11 protein-coding genes are annotated in these 17,911 nt (G+C 42.8%); 1 reads left to right on the top strand and 10 read right to left on the bottom strand.

The window, feature by feature from the left end:
* Window positions 1–10 precede the first annotated feature (10 nt).
* The 8 genes from HMPREF2983_RS05555 to thrA form a co-directional block, all read right to left on the bottom strand.
* Entirely contained in the window at window positions 11–1,102 is a 1,092-nt protein-coding gene (locus tag HMPREF2983_RS05555; RefSeq protein WP_070667305.1) for an aldose epimerase family protein, read from the bottom strand.
* Between the two features lie 100 nt (window positions 1,103–1,202).
* Window positions 1,203–2,489 (bottom strand): bifunctional folylpolyglutamate synthase/dihydrofolate synthase, encoded by a 1,287-nt coding sequence (locus tag HMPREF2983_RS05560; RefSeq protein WP_070667306.1) that lies wholly within the window; start codon window positions 2,487–2,489, stop codon window positions 1,203–1,205.
* A gap of 1 nt (window position 2,490) precedes the next feature.
* Window positions 2,491–3,663, bottom strand: a complete 1,173-nt coding sequence (dnaJ, locus tag HMPREF2983_RS05565; RefSeq protein WP_070667307.1) for a molecular chaperone DnaJ — start codon at window positions 3,661–3,663, stop codon at window positions 2,491–2,493.
* A 16-nt stretch (window positions 3,664–3,679) separates the two neighbouring features.
* The gene (locus tag HMPREF2983_RS05570; RefSeq protein WP_083316699.1) at window positions 3,680–4,276 is read right to left on the bottom strand and encodes a nucleotide exchange factor GrpE; all 597 of its coding nucleotides are present in this window, start codon (window positions 4,274–4,276) and stop codon (window positions 3,680–3,682) included.
* 109 nt (window positions 4,277–4,385) lie between these two features.
* Complete coding sequence (locus tag HMPREF2983_RS05575; protein ID WP_004376372.1) at window positions 4,386–6,005, bottom strand: ABC-F family ATP-binding cassette domain-containing protein; 1,620 nt, start codon at window positions 6,003–6,005, stop codon at window positions 4,386–4,388.
* An 818-nt stretch (window positions 6,006–6,823) separates the two neighbouring features.
* Window positions 6,824–8,125: a threonine synthase gene (thrC, locus tag HMPREF2983_RS05580; RefSeq protein ID WP_070667308.1), complete on the bottom strand. Its 1,302-nt coding sequence runs from the start codon at window positions 8,123–8,125 to the stop codon at window positions 6,824–6,826.
* A 3-nt stretch (window positions 8,126–8,128) separates the two neighbouring features.
* Window positions 8,129–9,358: a cofactor-independent phosphoglycerate mutase gene (locus tag HMPREF2983_RS05585; protein ID WP_070667309.1), complete on the bottom strand. Its 1,230-nt coding sequence runs from the start codon at window positions 9,356–9,358 to the stop codon at window positions 8,129–8,131.
* 6 nt (window positions 9,359–9,364) lie between these two features.
* Window positions 9,365–11,800: a bifunctional aspartate kinase/homoserine dehydrogenase I gene (thrA, locus tag HMPREF2983_RS05590; RefSeq protein WP_070667310.1), complete on the bottom strand. Its 2,436-nt coding sequence runs from the start codon at window positions 11,798–11,800 to the stop codon at window positions 9,365–9,367.
* Between the two features lie 255 nt (window positions 11,801–12,055).
* Here thrA and HMPREF2983_RS05595 point away from each other — a divergent pair, with 255 nt between their 5' ends.
* On the top strand, window positions 12,056–13,642 hold the full coding sequence (locus HMPREF2983_RS05595; RefSeq protein WP_070667311.1) for an NAD(P)/FAD-dependent oxidoreductase: 1,587 nt from the start codon (window positions 12,056–12,058) through the stop codon (window positions 13,640–13,642).
* Here the strand turns inward: HMPREF2983_RS05595 and HMPREF2983_RS05600 are convergent.
* Together HMPREF2983_RS05600 and HMPREF2983_RS05605 are read right to left on the bottom strand one after the other, a co-directional pair.
* Window positions 13,639–14,811, bottom strand: coding sequence for a clostripain-related cysteine peptidase (locus HMPREF2983_RS05600; protein ID WP_246829355.1), 1,173 nt, complete (start codon window positions 14,809–14,811; stop codon window positions 13,639–13,641). The genes HMPREF2983_RS05595 and HMPREF2983_RS05600 overlap by 4 nt on opposite strands.
* 130 nt (window positions 14,812–14,941) lie before the next feature.
* Entirely contained in the window at window positions 14,942–17,638 is a 2,697-nt protein-coding gene (locus HMPREF2983_RS05605) for a valine--tRNA ligase (RefSeq protein ID WP_070667313.1), read from the bottom strand.
* Window positions 17,639–17,911: the final 273 nt, after the last annotated feature.

The following is a 17,911-nucleotide window of genomic DNA, read 5'->3' on the forward strand; positions in this document are numbered from 1 at the left end:
TTTATGTGAATTATTTGTCTACTCCGAATTTGTAGATAGTTTTTTGCTTATATTGTTCCCCTGGATTTAGCACAACAGATGGGAAATAGGGACGGTTTGGACTGTCAGGGAAGTGCTGAGCTTCAAAGCAAACAGCAGATCGGCGGGGATAAGTTGCTCCATGCGTGCCTTTCATACCATCTTCAAAGTTACCAGTATAGAGTTGAACACCAGGTTCTGTAGTGTACATTTCCATTGTACGGCCACTGTTGGGTTCTGTGACTTTAACGGCGAAACTCAGTTCTCCTTCTTCCTTTTTGTTAAGTACGTAGCAATGATCATAGCCAGAACCATTCTTCAGTTGCTCATTGTCGTCGTCATTGATTCGTTTGCCAATTGCTACAGGTTTACGGAAGTCAAATGGAGTGCCCTCAACTTTGAGGATTTCACCTGTAGGTATACTGGTTGAGTCTATTGGTAAGTAGAAGTCTGCATTAATTTCACATTCAAGATTGTCAACCGTTGGAGTGGGGGTGGCTATACCTGTTAATGAGAAGAAAGCGTGGTGAGTTAAGTTGATAATCGTTTTTTTATTGGTGCACGCTAAATAATCTATAATGAATTCATTATCATCATTAAATGTATAGATAACTGTAGTCTTAAGTTCTCCGGAGAAACCTTCTTCACCATAAGATGAAACGTAATGGAGCACAAGTGACTGATTATTCATCAGCTCTGCATCCCAAACCTTGACATTAAAGCCTTTCTTTCCACCGTGCAAAGAGTTTGGACCATTGTTAATAGGCAAGTAATATTCCTTGCCATGAAGTTGAAATCTCCCGTTAGCAATGCGGTTACCGTATCGTCCTATCAGTCGACTTAGATACGGTTCTGGGGAGTTGATAACATCATTGATATTATCATGACCTTGGATAACATTGGCATAGTTTCCCTTTCTGTCTGGAACCATGATGGCTACTACTGCACCGCCGTAATTAGTGATAGCAACTTCGTTTCCCAAGGCGTTGCGAAGGATAAATAAATCGGTTTTCTTTCCGTTCACTGTGGTCTGAAAATCCTCACGTTTCAGGCCACAAATGTTTTCATTTGGAACTGTGTTCATAATATCTTTAAGTTTTTAGTTACTGATATATTTATTGCAAAGTAAATAAAAAATAACGAGTTTCCCAAATGAAAAAGTAAAAAACTTATTCCTTTTTTGATTATTTTTCAACAGAGGAAAGCAAATCTGCAACAATATAACTTGAACCACCTATAAATATGAAGTCTGCATCGTCAGCCTCTGCAAGTGCATGACTATAGGCTTCCTTTACACTCTTGTATATATGGCCACTCAAACCATACAGCAAGGCTTTGTCTGAAACTTTGTCTGCAGGTACTGCTCGCTTAGTGGTTGCTTGTGTCCAATAATAAATAGCCTGTTTAGGGAGCATACCCATCACAGTGTCAATATCTTTGTCGTCAACCATACCGAACACAATTCTAAGTTGTTTGCAAGGTTGTGCCTTTATCTGTGGAACCAAATATTGCCATCCGCCAACATTATGCCCTGTATCGCATATTGCTTTTGGCAAGCGATTTACTTCCATCCACCGACCTGTTAAATGTGTCAATGCTGTAACATGGGCTAAGGCACAGATTTCATCGCTTAAATCAATGCCTTGCGCTTTTAACACATTGACCGCATTCAGCAGAGTATTCATGTTCTTAACTTGGTAGTCACCTGCAAGTTCGGCATGAAAAGAACCAAAGTGTGTTGTTTTGTATGTTCGTCCGCCTGTTTTATCCGCTTCACTATAGATGATTTCTTGATTATCTTGTGCAAAACATATCGGACAGCTCTTTTCTTTTGCTTTGCTTTCGAATATAGGTCGTGTTTCTTTGGTGTACTCTCCGATAATTACGGGAATACCTTTCTTGATAATACCAGCCTTTTCATATGCGATTTGAGGCAGTGTATTGCCGAGAAACTGTGTATGATCAAAACTAATATTCGTAATGATTGATAAGATGGGAGTTATGATATTAGTAGAGTCAAGCCGTCCTCCTAATCCCACTTCGATAACAGCAATATCAACCTTTTGCTCAGCAAAATATTTGAAAGCTAATGCAGTTGTAAGTTCAAAGAAGCTTGGATGGAGTGGTTCAAAAAAGTTTCGTTCTTTTTCTACAAAATCAATAACAGCCTTTTCGCTGATACATTGGCCATTAACTCTTATTCGTTCTCGGAAATCTATAATATGAGGAGAGGTGTAAAGTCCCACTTTATAGCCTTTCTTTTGCAGCATTGCAGCCAGTGAATGTGAACAAGATCCTTTACCGTTTGTGCCTGCTACGTGGATAGTCTTGTATAAACGATGAGGAAATCCAAAGTGCTCGTCCAAAACTTGTATGTTATGTAGTCCCTCTTTATATGCAGAAGCACCCACATGTTCGAAAACAGGGGTGCTATTGAAAAGGTATTCTGTGGTCTCTTTATAATTCATCATTTCAATTGAAATAGTTCTTAAATTTCTGGAAGATAGTCTGTTTGGTTGTTATATCCCCTTTGAAATTATCACTATTCTTGAATTTTTCAATGGCTATTTTCTCGTCTTTATCAAGTGTTTTAGGGATGTAAACACTGATGTTAACAACCAAATCGCCCATTCCGCTACCATATCCTTGTACGGCAGGAAGTCCCTTACCACGTAGACGTAGCGTTTTTCCAGGCTGTGTTCCTGCGTCAATTTTAATCTTGACTTGGGTACCTTGGATAGTAGGGATCTCTACTTCACCACCAAGAGCAGCAGTCGGGAAGTCGAGTAGGAGGTTGTAAATCACGTCCTGTCCATCTCTAACAAAGGTGTTATTAGGCTCTTCTTCAATCAGAACTTGAATATTGCCTGTGACGCCATTACGCATACCTGCATTACCCTTTCCGGGAACATTGACAACCATTCCCTGTGCAACGCCTGCCGGAATCTGGATCTCAACGACTTCTTCACCCTTGACAACTCCAGTACCACCACATTCCTTACACTTATTTTTGATGATAGTTCCTTCGCCATGACATTCGGGACACTCTGTTTGTGTCTGCATCATGCCAAGCATAGTGCGTACGGTTTTCATGACAACACCACGTCCACCACATTTAGGACAAGTCTCACTACTGCTTCCTGCCTCTGCACCACTGCCATGACAATGTTTACATTCTACATCTTTTCGTACCTTGAATTTCTTAGTTACACCTGTAGCAATCTCCTTTAAAGTGAGACTAACTTTCAGTCGAAGGTCTGCACCACGATATTGGGGCTGTCGTGAGCCACCCCCATTGCCAAAACCTCCAAATCCACCGAAGCCTCCACTATGACCTCCGAAGATATCTCCGAACATAGAGAATATATCATCCATGTCCATACCTCCACTGAAACCTCCACCAAATCCGCCTGCGCCTTGAGGTCCATTGAACCCAAACTGGTCATATTGTTGACGTTTCTGTGGATCTCGGAGCACATCGTAAGCTTCAGCAGCTTCTTTGAATTTCTCTTCAGCTTCTTTGTTCCCAGGGTTTCTGTCAGGATGAAATTTGATGGCTATCTTGCGATAAGCCATTTTTATTTCATTGTCAGTGGCAGTTTTCTCAACACCAAGTACCTCGTAGTAATCTCTCTTCTCAGCCATAATCTGTTCTGCCTTATTATTGTCCTACAGCTACTTTTGCGTGTCTGATTACTTGATCGTTCATTGTATAGCCTGTTTGAACGCAATCAATTACTTTCCCTTTCTTGTTGTCACCCATACCTGGAACCATGGCTATAGCCTCATGAAAGTCGGTATTGAAGTCTGCTTCGTCAGTCTCAATCTTCTTTACTCCCATGCTTTCAAGGGTCTTTACAAATTTATTGAAAATCATCTGCATACCTTTTTTAATGGCAACAGCATCTTCACTCTTGTCACTCAGTGCACGCTCGAAGTCGTCAAGTATGGGTAGAATGCTTGTAACAGTTTTTCTTCCGCCATTCAGAAGAAGTTCTGCTTTCTCTTTATTGGTACGCTTTCTGAAGTTGTCAAACTCCGCAATTGTACGTAACAGTTGCTCTTTAAGTTTGCTGTTTTCTTCTTTCAGAGCTTCCATTGGATCCTTTTCCTCCTTGCCTGCACCTTCCTCTTCAGGTTCTTTCTCTGTCTCATTGACAGTTTCCTCTTCAGTATGAGCATGTTCTGATGCTGTGTTCTCTGATTCTTCAGCTGACATGTTTACGTCTTGTTTTATGTCTTCTTCTTTTTTCATCATATCTAATTTTCTGTGAGTTATTGCAAAAAGCATGCCAAAACAATGCCTGAAAGCAGCAGACATATATCGCGATTGATAAATGCTTTACAGCTTTCAGGCATGATATGGTTTAGCAATACATCTTTGCTTTCTGTTCCTTGATGGTCTCATCGTGAATGTATTCATCGTAAGGCATCAATTTGTCAATCGCTCCATTAGGTGTCAATTCAATAATCCTGTCGGCCACAGTTTCAATGAATTCGTGGTCATGACTTGAGAAAAGAATGTTGCCTTTGAAGAGTGTCAAGTTGTTATTGAAGGCTTGAATACTTTCCAAGTCAAGGTGGTTGGTGGGAGTATCGAGGATTAGGCAATTGGCATTCTGCAGTTGCATGCGGGCAATCATACAACGCATCTTCTCGCCTCCCGAAAGTACATTGACCTTTTTCAGTACTTCTTCGCCACTGAACAGCATTCTGCCTAAGTAGCCTTTCATCATGACCTCATTACCTACACCATATTGCCCTAACCAATCCACCAAGTTCAAGTCGCTGTTGAAGAACTCTGTGTTGTCAAGTGGGAGATAAGCCGTTGTAATGGTTACTCCCCATTTATAAGTTCCGGCATCAGCCTCACGATTACCATTGATGATTTCGAAAAGTGCTGTCATGGCTTTAGGGTTGTGGCTCAGAAAAACAACTTTCTGCCCTTTTTCAATATTGAAATTGATATTATCAAAAAGCACAGTGCCATCAGTATCAACAGCTTTCAATCCCTCAACTTCAAGAATTTGGTTGCCGGGTTCACGTTCCATCTGGAAAATGATGCCTGGATATTTACGGCTTGATGGCTTGATTTCTTCAATATTCAGCTTTTCAAGCATCTTCTTTCTTGATGTCGTCTGCTTGCTCTTGGCAACGTTGGCAGAGAAACGACGGATAAATTCTTCCAACTGTTTCTTTTTCTCTTCAGCTTTCAGTTTCTGGTTCTGTGCCTGACGAAGTGCCAGCTGTGAACTCTCATACCAGAATGAATAGTTACCGGAAAAAACGGTAACTTTACCATAATCAATATCAATCGTCTGTGTAGAAACCGCATCAAGGAAGTGTCGGTCGTGGCTCACAACGAGTACAGTCTGGCTTTCATCAATTTCTCCTAAATAGTCTTCAAGCCATTCAACGGTGTCCAGATCAAGGTCATTGGTAGGCTCATCAAGCAGAAGATTATCCGGTTTACCAAACAAGGCCTTTGCCAACATCACGCGAACTTTCTCAGTATTGCTCAGTTCGCCTACCATTTTCTGGTGTAATTCTTCCTTAACTCCTAAGTTCTGCAACAGTTGGGCAGCCTCACTTTCTGCTTCCCAACCATTCATTTCAGCAAATTTCTCTTCCAATTCTGCTGCGCGATTACCGTCTTCTTCGGTCATTTCTGCCTTTGAATAGAGGCGTTCTCGCTCTTTCATGTTCTCCCAAAGAGGCTGATGTCCCATAAGTACCGTGTCCATAACACGATACTCATCGTATTTGAAGTGATCTTGCTCCAAAACAGAAAGGCGTTCGCCCGGCCCGAGCTCTACACTTCCATGGTTGGGTTCCAAGTCGCCACTTATGGCACGCAGCAGGGTTGACTTACCTGCGCCATTGGCTCCAATGACCCCATAGATGTTGCCACGTGTAAACTTGATATTTACGTCTTTGTAAAGTACTCTCTTTCCAAATTGGATAGCAAGATTGGTTAATGTTATCATTTTGTCTTTTACCTTATAAATGAAATCTGGTGCAAAGGTAATCAAAAAACTTTGTATTTACGATGTACAGCCTGCTAATTTCGCAATTATATCGTATAATATGGCTTTATAATGTGGTTTCAGTAGCTTTATAAGTGCCTTTGATTGGTTACATAAGAAGAAGCTGGGCATCTTTATACTTCAATGAGAAAGTTAGGGCTCTGCGTAGAAATATATTTTCATAACCACTGTATAAAAGAGATGTTTTAACATCAGATACCTTCTTGAATTTGTAAAGATATCACCATGTTTTTAACACTTAAAATCTTCACTAAACAGAAAAGAAGAATAGGAAAAGTGAGTGTTATTTTTCGATTCCAATGCTCTCTGTTTGCAATTCCATTCGTTTTGCATTGTAATTTGATGCAGATTACATGGCTATTTGAGTCAAAACATGGGACAAACAGGTGCAAGTTGTGGCGTAATTTGAGGCAAATCGCATGGTTTTTCAGCGTGATTTCATTCTGTAATTTGCTTTATATTTCGTAATGTGTTGACTGTAAGTATGTTATGATTTATTAAAAAATAGCTCTTTTCGAGCGTGTAGGAGAGACTCGTTTCAAATAGACGAGATATGTGAGGGCAATCGTAAATATATTTGAATAGAATTAACACATAATTGGTTTACAGGAATTATGCGGGCGAAGTTGATATGTTTGGCACAGACGATAAATGGAAATGTAGTGCGTATGACTGCATATAGGAAAACGAATTAAAGCCAATCTGCAAGAGAAGCTGATTGACTTTAATCCATGAAAGCAATGTTCAGGGCTTGGCTTTTATGTGTCCATGAGGAATTGCTTGAATGTTTCGAATTGCTTATCCATAGGAATGCTTTGCTTTATTCCTTTCATGAAGGCTGCCAAACGCTCTGGAACAGCAATCTCTGTCGACAAGATTTCATCTACTTTATCCTTGAATTTTGCAGGATGTGCCGTTTCAAGAAAGAGGCCGGTTTCGCTTGGTTGCAACTGTTCTTTCAGTGCCTTATAGCCGCAGGCACCATGAGGATCGAGAATATAATCTGTTGACGCATAGCATTCTTGCATGGTTTTGCGTATCATGTCGTCAGTGTAAGTCGCTCCGCTGATGAGTTCAGTAATAGCCTGATGACTGCCATTGAACAGCGTATAGATGCGGGCGAAGTTTGAAGGATTGCCTACATCCATGGCATTAGCCAAGGTCTGTTTGCTGGGTTGAGGCATATATTCACCGGTTCTTAAATAATGGAAGAAGACATCATTGGCATTGTTTGCAGCAATAAACCTATTGACGGGAAGCCCCATTTTATAGGCGAAGAGTCCGGCACAGAGGTTCCCGAAATTTCCACTTGGAACTGATACTACCAGTTTGTCGGCCTTACCTAACCGTTTAAGTTGGGCATATGCATAGAAGTAATAGAATGCCTGTGGAAGAAAACGAGCCACATTGATGCTGTTGGCAGAGGTGAGTTTCATGTGATGATTGAGTGTTTCATCCATGAAAGCCTGCTTGATCATAGCCTGACAATCATCAAATACGCCATCTACTTCCAGTGCAGTGATGTTTTGACCTAAGGTGGTAAACTGGCTTTCCTGTATATGACTCACCTTGTCTTTAGGGTAGAGTACATAGACATGGATACCGTTGACACCAAGAAAACCGTTGGCAACGGCCGAGCCGGTGTCGCCACTTGTTGCCACGAGAACGTTGATTTGTTGTTGCCCTTCACGTCGAATGAAATGCTGAAGTAAGCGGGCCATGAAGCGAGCTCCAATGTCTTTAAAAGCCAATGTGGGGCCATGGAAGAGTTCAAGCGAATAGATATTATCTTCTATGTGAATGGCGGGAACATCAAAAGGCAACGTTTCATAGACGATGTTTCGCAAAGCCTCAATCTCAATGTCGCCACCAAAGAAGGCCTTGGATACTTCGAAAGCTATCTCCTGAAAACTTAGTTTCTCAATTTGGTTGAAGAAAGTTGCCGGCAGTTTTTGGATATGTTCAGGCATGTATAGCCCACGGTCGGGAGCTAATCCCTTGATGACAGCCTCTTCAAGCGTGGCTGTAGGTGCCTTTTTGTTAGTGCTGTAATATTCCATTGTTCATTTGATTTTCATGAAAGTTTCCATAAACTGTTGTAGTGAGAGCAGTCCATATTCTCCACGAGTGCAGCTCTTTTCGTCGTAGGTTGTTACCTTGTCGGGTTGTATATCTCTATGCCAGATAGCAAAAGGAACGGGTTCTTTGACGTGAGTGCGTATCTCTACAGGCGTTGGGTGATCGGGAAGTAGGGCGATACATACAGGTTCTTCCCACTCACTAACAGCTTCATAGACGGGTTTAACGATGCGAGCGTCAAGATAGCGGATAGTCTGGAGTTTCAAATCAAGGTCTCCGTCATGCCCAGCTTCATCACTTGCTTCTATATGTAGAAACACGAAATCTTGTTTCTTCAGCGCCTCAATAGCTGCTGATGCCTTTCCTTCATAGTTGGTATTAGCCAGTCCGGTTGCACCGGGAACCTTGATAATATCAAGTCCGGCATAGTGACCGATACCGCGAATGAGGTCGACTGCCGAAATGACACTTCCGCTTTTGATCTCCGGATAGCGTTGCATCAGCGTCGACATAGACGGGCGATAACCTCCGCTCCAAGGCCAGATGCTGTTGGCTTTCTCTGTGCGTTGCCGGTTAAAAGGGTGGTTTGCAAGCAGTGATTGGCTCTTGATGATGAGATCATTAAGCAGATCGGCCGTAGCCTGTGGAGTCATTCTGTCGCTATTGTATTCGGTATATCCTTCTTCAGGTTTAACGAGAAGCGGTTTCCATTCCTCGTTAGGATGATCGTGTGGTGGGGCACAAGTGATGTGTTTATTGCCATTCTTGATGACAAGTAAATGGCGATATTGAATGCCGGTGATGAACTTCACTTGGTCATTACCAAGCTCCTTGTCTAAGAACTTAATGAGAAGATTGCCTTCTTCTGTAGTCAGATGCCCTCCGTGATGGTTCTTGATACGTCCGTTTGCCAGTTCGATGATGTTGCATCGTATTGCCATATCATTGGGTTGCATCTCATATCCAATGGAGGCAGCTTCTAATGGGCCGCGTCCTTCATAGACCTTATTGAGGTCGTAACCCAGGATTGCAGTGTTTGCAACTTCAGAACCGGGGAGAAATCCATCAGGTATAGTGTTGAGCATTCCTGTCTTTCCTTGCTTGGCCAGAAAGTTCATGTATGGTGTATCTGCGTATTGGAGAGGTGTCTTTCCTCCCAATTGGTCAATGGCATGGTCGGCCATGCCATCCCCTAAGATGATGATATGTTTCATACGGAATTAAATGTTTGCAATAGACATGATGTTGGCAAATACACCGGCTGCAGTTACGCTTGCACCGGCTCCATAGCCTTGTATTAACATTGGATACTCCTTGTAGCGCTCGGTGGTAAGCAATACAATGTTGTTGCTTCCTTCGAGATTATAGAACGGATGATTGCGATCAATGGCCTTAAGTTCTACGCTTGTGTGGTTTCCATCAAGTGTTGCTACAAAACGCCAACGCTTATCTTCTTTCTCCAAGGCCTTTCGTTTATCTTCAAAATCAGTGTCCAAGTCGGGCAAACGCTTCCAGAATTCTTCAACACTTCCCTCAAAATATTTCTGCGGAACGAATAGATGCTTCTCTACATCAGCTTGTTCTACTCGATATCCAGCCTCGCGTGCCAAGATAACGAGCTTGCGGACAACATCTGTTCCACTAAGATCTATGCGCGGATCCGGCTCGCTATAGCCCTGCTCTTTGGCTCTTCTGACAGTTTCAGAGAAAGGAACTGTGGCACTGATTTCATTAAAGATAAAGTTAAGTGTACCGCTTAACACCGCTTCAATTTTCAGTATTTTATCCCCCGAATTGCGTAGGTCGTTGATGGTTCCAATAATTGGAAGACCAGCTCCGACATTGGTTTCAAATCTGAATTTGACACCACGACGGAGGGCAGTTTTCTTGAGTTGTGCATATTTGTCATACTCTCCGCTGGCTGCAAGTTTATTAGCTGCAATGACACTAATATTATGTTCGAGGAAATTTTGATAGAGTGAAGCTATTTCCTTGCTTGCTGTACAATCAACAAAGACACTGTTGAAAATGTTCATCTCCACAATGTGATCGCGTAACTTCTCTGGAGAACTCGGCTCAGAACTTTTCAAGGTCTCGCGGTAGTTGGACAGATTAAGTCCGTCTCGGTTGAAAATTGCATTCTTAGAACTTGCTATTCCCACGACATTCAGCTTCAACTGATTGCGTTCCTTAAGTTCATTATATTGTTTACGGATTTGTTCTATCAGTTTACTTCCTACAGTTCCAATTCCACAGATGAATAGATTGAGCACTTTATATTCAGAGAGGAAGAAAGAATCGTGAAGCACATTAAGAGACTTCCGAAGATATTCACTCTTGACAACAAAGGAAATATTAGTCTCACTGGCACCCTGGGCACAGGCGATAACGCTTATACCGCTTCGGCCTAATGTGCCGAAAAGCTTTCCTGATATACCCGCGGCATGCTTCATGTTGTCACCAACAATGGCGACTGTTGCCAATCCTTTCTTGGCATGCATAGGAAACATGGCACCGTCTTCTATCTCTGCAGAAAACTCTTTATTCAGCACTTTGACAGCTTCATCGGCATCTTCTTCCTTGACACCGATACTTGTAGAATTCTCTGAAGAGGCTTGAGAAACCATGAATACACTGATACCTTCATCGGCAAGTGCCGTGAAAATGCGTCGGTTTACTCCGATAACTCCAACCATAGACAAGCCTGTAACCGTGATGAGTGCTGTGCCGTTTATGGAGCTGATACCCTTGATGAGTTTGTTGTCATCATCAATTTTATTTTTAATGGTAGTGCCGGGATAATTCGGGTTAAAGGTATTCTTAACCTTGATAGGTATGTTTTTTACACATACTGGATAGATAGTCGGAGGATAAATGACCTTTGCACCGAAGTTACAAAGCTCCATGGCTTCAATGTAACTCAGCTCATTGATGGTATAAGCAGACTTGATAACACGGGGATCTGCTGTCATAAAACCGTCTACATCAGTCCATATTTCCAATGCACTTGCATTGAGGGCTGCCGCAAGAATCGCTGCTGTGTAATCGCTCCCGCCACGCCCGAGGTTCGTTGTCTCGTCGGTATCTCGGTCTCGACTGATGAAACCGGGCACAAGTGATATGTGCGGAAGATCGCTGAAAGTATCTCGTACAAGCTTATTGGTCAGTTCACTGTCAAGTGTATTCTTGTTGTTTTTCCGTTCTGTTTTGATGAAATCACGGCTTTCATACCATTTTGCTCCTCTGATTAGCGTAGCAACAATGACACTTGAAAGTTGTTCTCCATAGCTCACAATAGCATTCTCGGTCTTTTCACTGAGGTCATGAATGAGGTAAACGCCAAAGTAAATGCTCTTCAATTGTTCAAAAAGAGCATCTACTTTATTAAATAAAATAACACGTTTCTTGGTATCGGTAATGATGGTGTCTATCATCTTGTGATGACGATCGACCATGATGTTGAATTCTTCTTTCCATTTTCCATCATGCCTAAGGGCTAATTGTGCGGTGGTAATGAGTTTGTCGGTAATACCTCCAAGGGCACTGACAACAACGATAATGTCTTCGCTCTTTGCCTCGTTCTCTACGATTTTCTTTAAGCTGAGAATGCTTTTTACGGAACCAACAGATGTCCCGCCAAATTTCAATACTTTCATTTTATAACAGTTTTGGGTTTGTGCAACCACTCAACAATAGTGGCTTTCTTGCTATAGATGTGTTAAACGGATAGCTTTCTTACATATTTCGTTCTCTTTTACCGACCATACAAAAGTGGGAAATGTTAACAAAATGCAGTGTAAAACTTACAGTTTAATCAAATCTAAGCGCAAAAATACAAAGATTTATTATTGTGACCAACAAAATGAATGATATTTTTCTATTTGTCATCAAATTTGGGTAACTTTGCAAATATGACACAAGAATATCAAATTCGTGTATTGCCCCAGGTGGCCTACACAGAAGAGAATATCAAGCAATATATAGCTGAGGAGAAAGGTCTTGACGTTCGCACACTCTATCAAGTGCGGGTGTTGAAGCGTAGTATAGATGCGCGTCAACGACAAATTTTTGTCAACTTGAAAGTGCGTGCATACATCAATGAGTTTCCACAAGAAGAGGAATTCGTACGTACGGACTACCCAAATGTGGAAAGAGGCAAGCCTGTTATTGTCGTTGGTGAGGGGCCAGGCGGACTCTTTGCTGCACTTCGTTTGATAGAAAAAGGTCTGCGTCCGATAGTTTTGGAGCGTGGCAAGAACGTACGTGAGCGCAAGAAAGATTTGGCTCTGATTACGAAAACGCAGAAAATTGACGCGCTAAGCAATTATAGTTTTGGCGAAGGAGGTGCAGGTGCTTATAGTGATGGTAAACTTTATACACGGAGTAAGAAGCGTGGCAGCGTGGAAAAGATTCTTAATGTGTTTTGTCAGCATGGGGCTTCTGCGTCGATATTGGCTGATGCCCACCCGCATATTGGCACAGATAAACTGCCCCGTGTGATAGAGAATATGCGCAATACTATTCTCAAGAGTGGTGGTGAGGTTCATTTCTTGACAAAGATGACCCGATTACTCATGGCTGAAAACAGGGTGGTGGGTGTTGAGGCTGTTGATTTACAGAACCAATGTCAGTTGGAGTTTCGCGGTCCTGTTATCCTTGCCACAGGCCATAGTGCACGTGATGTTTATCGCTATCTTAATGAGGCAAAGGTTGAGATAGAAGCTAAGGGAATAGCTGTCGGTGTACGTTTGGAACATCCGAGTGAATTGATAGATCAGATACAATACCATAATAAGAATGGTCGGGGAAAGTATCTTCCTGCTGCGGAATATTCCTTTGTGACTCAAGTTGATGGTCGTGGGGTGTATAGTTTTTGCATGTGTCCGGGTGGATTTGTCATTCCTGCAGCTACAGATAAAGAGCAGATTGTTGTCAATGGCATGAGTCCGAGCAATCGTGGAACGGCATGGAGTAACAGTGGCATGGTTGTAGAGATGCATCCGGAGGATTGCATGAAGATCGTTGGTGAAGATAAAGAGGATGCTTTGAGCGTGATGCGTTTTCAAGAACAATTGGAGAAAACGTGTTGGCAGCAGGGGAATATGAAGCAGACTGCGCCTGCACAACGAATGGCAGACTTTGTCAGTGGCCGTCTGAGTTACGACCTTCCCAAGAGTTCATACGCCCCCGGGCTTATCAGCAGTCCGCTTCATTTCTGGCTCCCTTCCTTTGTAAGCAAGCGATTGCAGGCGGCATTCAAAGTTTTTGGAAAGAATGCCCACGGTTTTCTGACGAACGAGGCGGTGATGATTGCAGCCGAAACAAGAACGTCAAGCCCCGTAAGGATAATCCGCGACAGAGCCACATTGCAGCACGTGCGCTTGCAGGGGCTGTTTCCTTGCGGTGAGGGTGCGGGCTATGCAGGCGGTATTGTGTCGGCGGGAATTGATGGTGAACGCTGTGCGGAAATGGCTGCGTTGTATGTGGAGAGCCTTTAATGTGTTGCTTTCCACCAGGCGGTTTGCTTTTTGTTGTCAAAAACGGTTGCGTTTCGTGTAGGGTCGCTGATCGTAATACCACAGAACTTATCCACCTTAAATGTGTTATCGTGATGTTCCGAATCTCCCTGCCGATAGCTGTTCGTGTACATGGTATATATATAAGGTGTAGATGCTTTATAGGGAACCAAGTCCTGTAAAGCCTGATCAAAGTTTGCACGAAGTGGCGACAGAACGCCGAGTTCGTCGATATAAGAACTTAGGTCGAAGAAGACGTGATTGTCGTATCCGTCAAGAAACTGCACGTTGTTTAGATTACCCGTGTTGAATGTATAAGTCTGATTAATGGCTTTCATGACAGTAGCCATGTCTTCAATATATTTTCCACAGCGTATGGCAGAGAGTGAACCATAGGGGAGGGGGGGGCTCGAATAATGCTGATAGAAGCCGTCAATCCATTTCCCGTAGTCGGGTTGCCCTATGATGTGGCCAAAAACCTTACTGTATGGGATGCCGTCTGCCAGCACTTCGCTTGTTGAGCCTACAAGATAATCGGTGACATCTTTCAAGGCATAAGCGGTCTCTACGTTGGCCATGTAGCAGTCGTCAAAACATATAAATCCCACCTTCTTCATCCCAGATTGTGCAATGGCATCCCGAAGGTCGCTGATATTGTATTGTGTAGCCTGCTCTGTACCGCCGAAAGCGCGGCTTGATGCACGCGGCATGGTATTGTCACTGCCTCGTGGAGTCCAACCGCTTCCATGACAACCAATCAGCAGACTGTACTTTCCTGTAGTGCTGTATGAAGTGACAAGGTTCAGGAGGCTTTCCAGGTTGGCTTCAGATACTGACACAAAACCGGCATTTGTTCTGAGAGTATCGAATTCGCAGCGTTGCTGTGTTATGTTATATTTCATGCGGAACATCACACTCTGGCTCTGATTGTTGGCTTTGAAAACGATGATGTCAGTACCTTTGATGCCCTTTGAAGTATCAATATATGCCTTCATGCCTGCAATATTTTTATCAAAGTAATAATTCAAATTGCCTGCTGAAGAAATTGTTGACCCCGTCCATGGCATATAGACGAACAGCGTTTGCGTGGTCGTTTCATAGGAATCATAAATCGGAATGTCATCATGGCATGAGGATAATGCCAATATCATAATGATTAATCCTGAACAATATTTCCTCATCATAAGCTTGCGTGTTCTTGTTTAGTGTTGCGTGTTGATAAAGCCGACCTCACTTTGTCATAGCTTGTAAGCTATATACAAAGTGAGGTTATGCCTTCTTTTATTTTTTCTTCAACTCTTCAATTGTCTGCTTCAAGGCAGCAATCTTCTCTACAGAATCGCTTTCTTTTTTGCGTTCACGAACAACAACTGCTTCAGGTGCGTGTGCCACGAAGTTTTCATTGCCGAGTTTCTTGCGGATGCCCATGAGGAAACCCTCTAAATGTTGTAGTTCTTTTTCTGCTTTTTCAATTTCAGCCTCAACATCGATGAGATCACCCAATGGCACTGCATATTCATCAGTTCCGACCATGAAACTGCTTGCATCGCTGCTCTTTTCTGTTGCAACATTAATATCTTTGAGATTGGCCATTTTGAGAATGATGCTGTCGTAATCAGTCATCTTGTTTTCACCGATAGCTTGAAGCACAAGCTGTTCCTTGGGAGCAATATTCTTTTGGTTGCGAACGGTGCGCACACCGCCTACAATCTGCTTGACAATCTCAATATCATTGATGAGTTTTATCTCATTTGCTGAAGGAGCATCCATCTGCAAGGTAGCCAACATAATGCTTTCGCCTTCCTTACGGTCTGTTATGTGCTGCCATAATTCCTCTGTGATGAAAGGCATGAACGGATGTAGCATCTTGAGCAAATTGTCAAAGAAACCAATCGTCGCATCATAGGTCTTTTGGTCGATAGGCTGTGCCTCGCCATTGATGTATGCAGGTTTCACCATCTCCAAATACCAGCTGGAGAATTCATCCCAGAACAATTTATAGACAGTCATCAAAGCTTCAGAGATGCGATACTGCTTGAACTGGTCCTGCAATTCTGCGTTCACCTCCTTGAGTTTTGCAGCAAACCATTCTACTGCCAACTTGTTACAAGTGGGCTGTTCGATATCCGCAGCCTGCCAACCCTTTACCAATCTGAATGCATTCCAAATCTTATTGTTGAAATTGCGACCTTGCTCGCAGAGCGTTTCGTCAAAGAGAATGTCGTTGCCTGCAGGTGCACTGAGCATCATACCCATGCGTACACCGTCTGCACCATACTTCTCTATGAGCATGATAGGGTCGGGGGAGTTGCCGAGACTCTTGCTCATCTTGCGGCCTAACTTGTCGCGAACAATGCCCGTAAAGTACACATGTTTGAATGGATAGGTCTTGCGATACTCATAGCCGGCCATAATCATACGCGCCACCCAGAAGAAAATGATGTCAGGCCCTGTTACGAGATCAGAGGTTGGATAATAGTAGTTTATCTCTTCATTGTCGGGATGATTGACCCCATCAAAAACAGAAATCGGCCATAACCATGAAGAGAACCATGTGTCAAGGCAGTCACTCTCCTGCTCAAGGTCATTGACTGTAAGCGTAGAGTTCTTGGTTTTGGCCTTTGCCAAAGCTTCCTCAATGGTGGCAGCAACAACAAAGTCGCGCTTGCCATCTGTATTTGTAAAATAATAAGCAGGTATGCGATGTCCCCACCACAATTGGCGTGAAATACACCAATCCTTGATGTTTTCAAGCCAATAACGATAGGTGTTTTTGTATTTCTTGGGATAGAATTCAATCTCATCAGACATCACTGGGCCGAGTGCAAGGTCTGCAAAGTGCTGCATTTTGAGGAACCATTGTGTAGAAAGTTTTGGTTCAATAGGCACGTTGGTACGCTCGGAGAAGCCCACTTTATTGTCATAATCCTCAATCTTTTCCATTAGTCCGGCTGCTTCCAGATCCTTAGCTATCTGCTTGCGGACGTCCATTCGGTCTTGACCTACATAGAGACCGGCTGCTTTGCTGATAGTTCCGTTATCATTGAAGATATCGATGGTTTCCAATTCATGCTTCAACCCTAAGGCATGGTCGTTGATATCATGTGCAGGAGTTACTTTCAGACAGCCCGTACCAAACTGAATATCAACATATTCATCTTCTATAACTGGAATTTCACGACCAACGAGTGGCACGATGACATGCTTCCCTTTGAGCCATGTGTTCTTTACATCAGCAGGGTTAATACACATTGCAGTGTCACCCATAATAGTCTCAGGACGGGTGGTTGCAACGACAGCATAGTATCCTTTGTCGTCTTTGTGCATCACATTTCCTTCTTCCACCTGCTTGCAATCAGCTTCTGCTACGCGGTATTTCAGATAGTAAAGTTTGGAATGTTCATCTTTATAGATAACTTCTTCATCAGAAAGTGCAGTCTGTGCTTTGGGATCCCAGTTGACCATACGAACGCCACGATAAATCAATCCCTTTTCATAGAGATCGCAGAACACCTTGATAACCCCTTTGCTTCGGGTCTCATCCATTGTAAATGCTGTGCGATCCCAATCGCATGAACAACCTAATTTGCGCAATTGTTTCAGAATAATTCCACCATGTTCATGCGTCCAATCCCAAGCATGTTCAAGGAACTCTTCACGGCTGAGATCGGTTTTCTTTATTCCTTTTTCAGCCAATTTACCCACAACCTTAGCTTCCGTGGCAATACTGGCATGGTCGGTTCCCGGCACCCAACAGGCATTCTTGCCCTCCATGCGGGCACGACGTACAAGAATATCTTGAATAGTATTGTTAAGCATGTGCCCCATGTGAAGTACCCCTGTTACGTTTGGTGGTGGGATAACTATCGTGTAGGGGTCGCGCCCATCAGGTTTGCTGCTGAACAATTTGTTATTGAGCCAGTATTCATACCATTTTGACTCTACTGCTTGTGGATCATATTTACTTGCAAGTTCCATGATTTCAACCTTTTTATTTCCTTTTTAATTTTACGCCGCAAAATTACAAATAATATTCGAATATTCGTCATATTATGAGGTGGAAAGTAACTCTGTTTGGATAAACGAGGCTTGATTTTCCATATGTTTACAAGCATAGATGCACAATAATTTACAGTAGAGGTGTCCTCTGTTACTTATACTGAACAGCAGTTCTATACTTTCTTTTGTTTCTGTTTGTTGTCAATTTTATATCACGATTTTAACACTTGGTAGTTTCAACTACCAAATGCG

Origin of the sequence: Prevotella sp. HMSC077E09 (assembly GCF_001814685.1) — a bacterium.
Taxonomy (GTDB): domain Bacteria; phylum Bacteroidota; class Bacteroidia; order Bacteroidales; family Bacteroidaceae; genus Prevotella; species Prevotella oris.

What these genes read in the sequence shown, in the direction of transcription:
- HMPREF2983_RS05605 (WP_070667313.1), bottom strand. Translation starts at nt 17,638, where the DNA reads ATGGAACTTGCAAGTAAATATGATCCACAAGCAGTAGAGTCAAAATGG.
- HMPREF2983_RS05595 (WP_070667311.1), top strand. Translation starts at nt 12,056, where the DNA reads ATGACACAAGAATATCAAATTCGTGTATTGCCCCAGGTGGCCTACACA.
- thrC (WP_070667308.1), bottom strand. Translation starts at nt 8,125, where the DNA reads ATGGAATATTACAGCACTAACAAAAAGGCACCTACAGCCACGCTTGAA.
- HMPREF2983_RS05600 (WP_246829355.1), bottom strand. Translation starts at nt 14,811, where the DNA reads ATGATATTGGCATTATCCTCATGCCATGATGACATTCCGATTTATGAT.
- thrA (WP_070667310.1), bottom strand. Translation starts at nt 11,800, where the DNA reads ATGAAAGTATTGAAATTTGGCGGGACATCTGTTGGTTCCGTAAAAAGC.
- HMPREF2983_RS05585 (WP_070667309.1), bottom strand. Translation starts at nt 9,358, where the DNA reads ATGAAACATATCATCATCTTAGGGGATGGCATGGCCGACCATGCCATT.
- HMPREF2983_RS05560 (WP_070667306.1), bottom strand. Translation starts at nt 2,489, where the DNA reads ATGATGAATTATAAAGAGACCACAGAATACCTTTTCAATAGCACCCCT.
- dnaJ (WP_070667307.1), bottom strand. Translation starts at nt 3,663, where the DNA reads ATGGCTGAGAAGAGAGATTACTACGAGGTACTTGGTGTTGAGAAAACT.
- HMPREF2983_RS05570 (WP_083316699.1), bottom strand. Translation starts at nt 4,276, where the DNA reads ATGATGAAAAAAGAAGAAGACATAAAACAAGACGTAAACATGTCAGCT.
- HMPREF2983_RS05555 (WP_070667305.1), bottom strand. Translation starts at nt 1,102, where the DNA reads ATGAACACAGTTCCAAATGAAAACATTTGTGGCCTGAAACGTGAGGAT.
- HMPREF2983_RS05575 (WP_004376372.1), bottom strand. Translation starts at nt 6,005, where the DNA reads ATGATAACATTAACCAATCTTGCTATCCAATTTGGAAAGAGAGTACTT.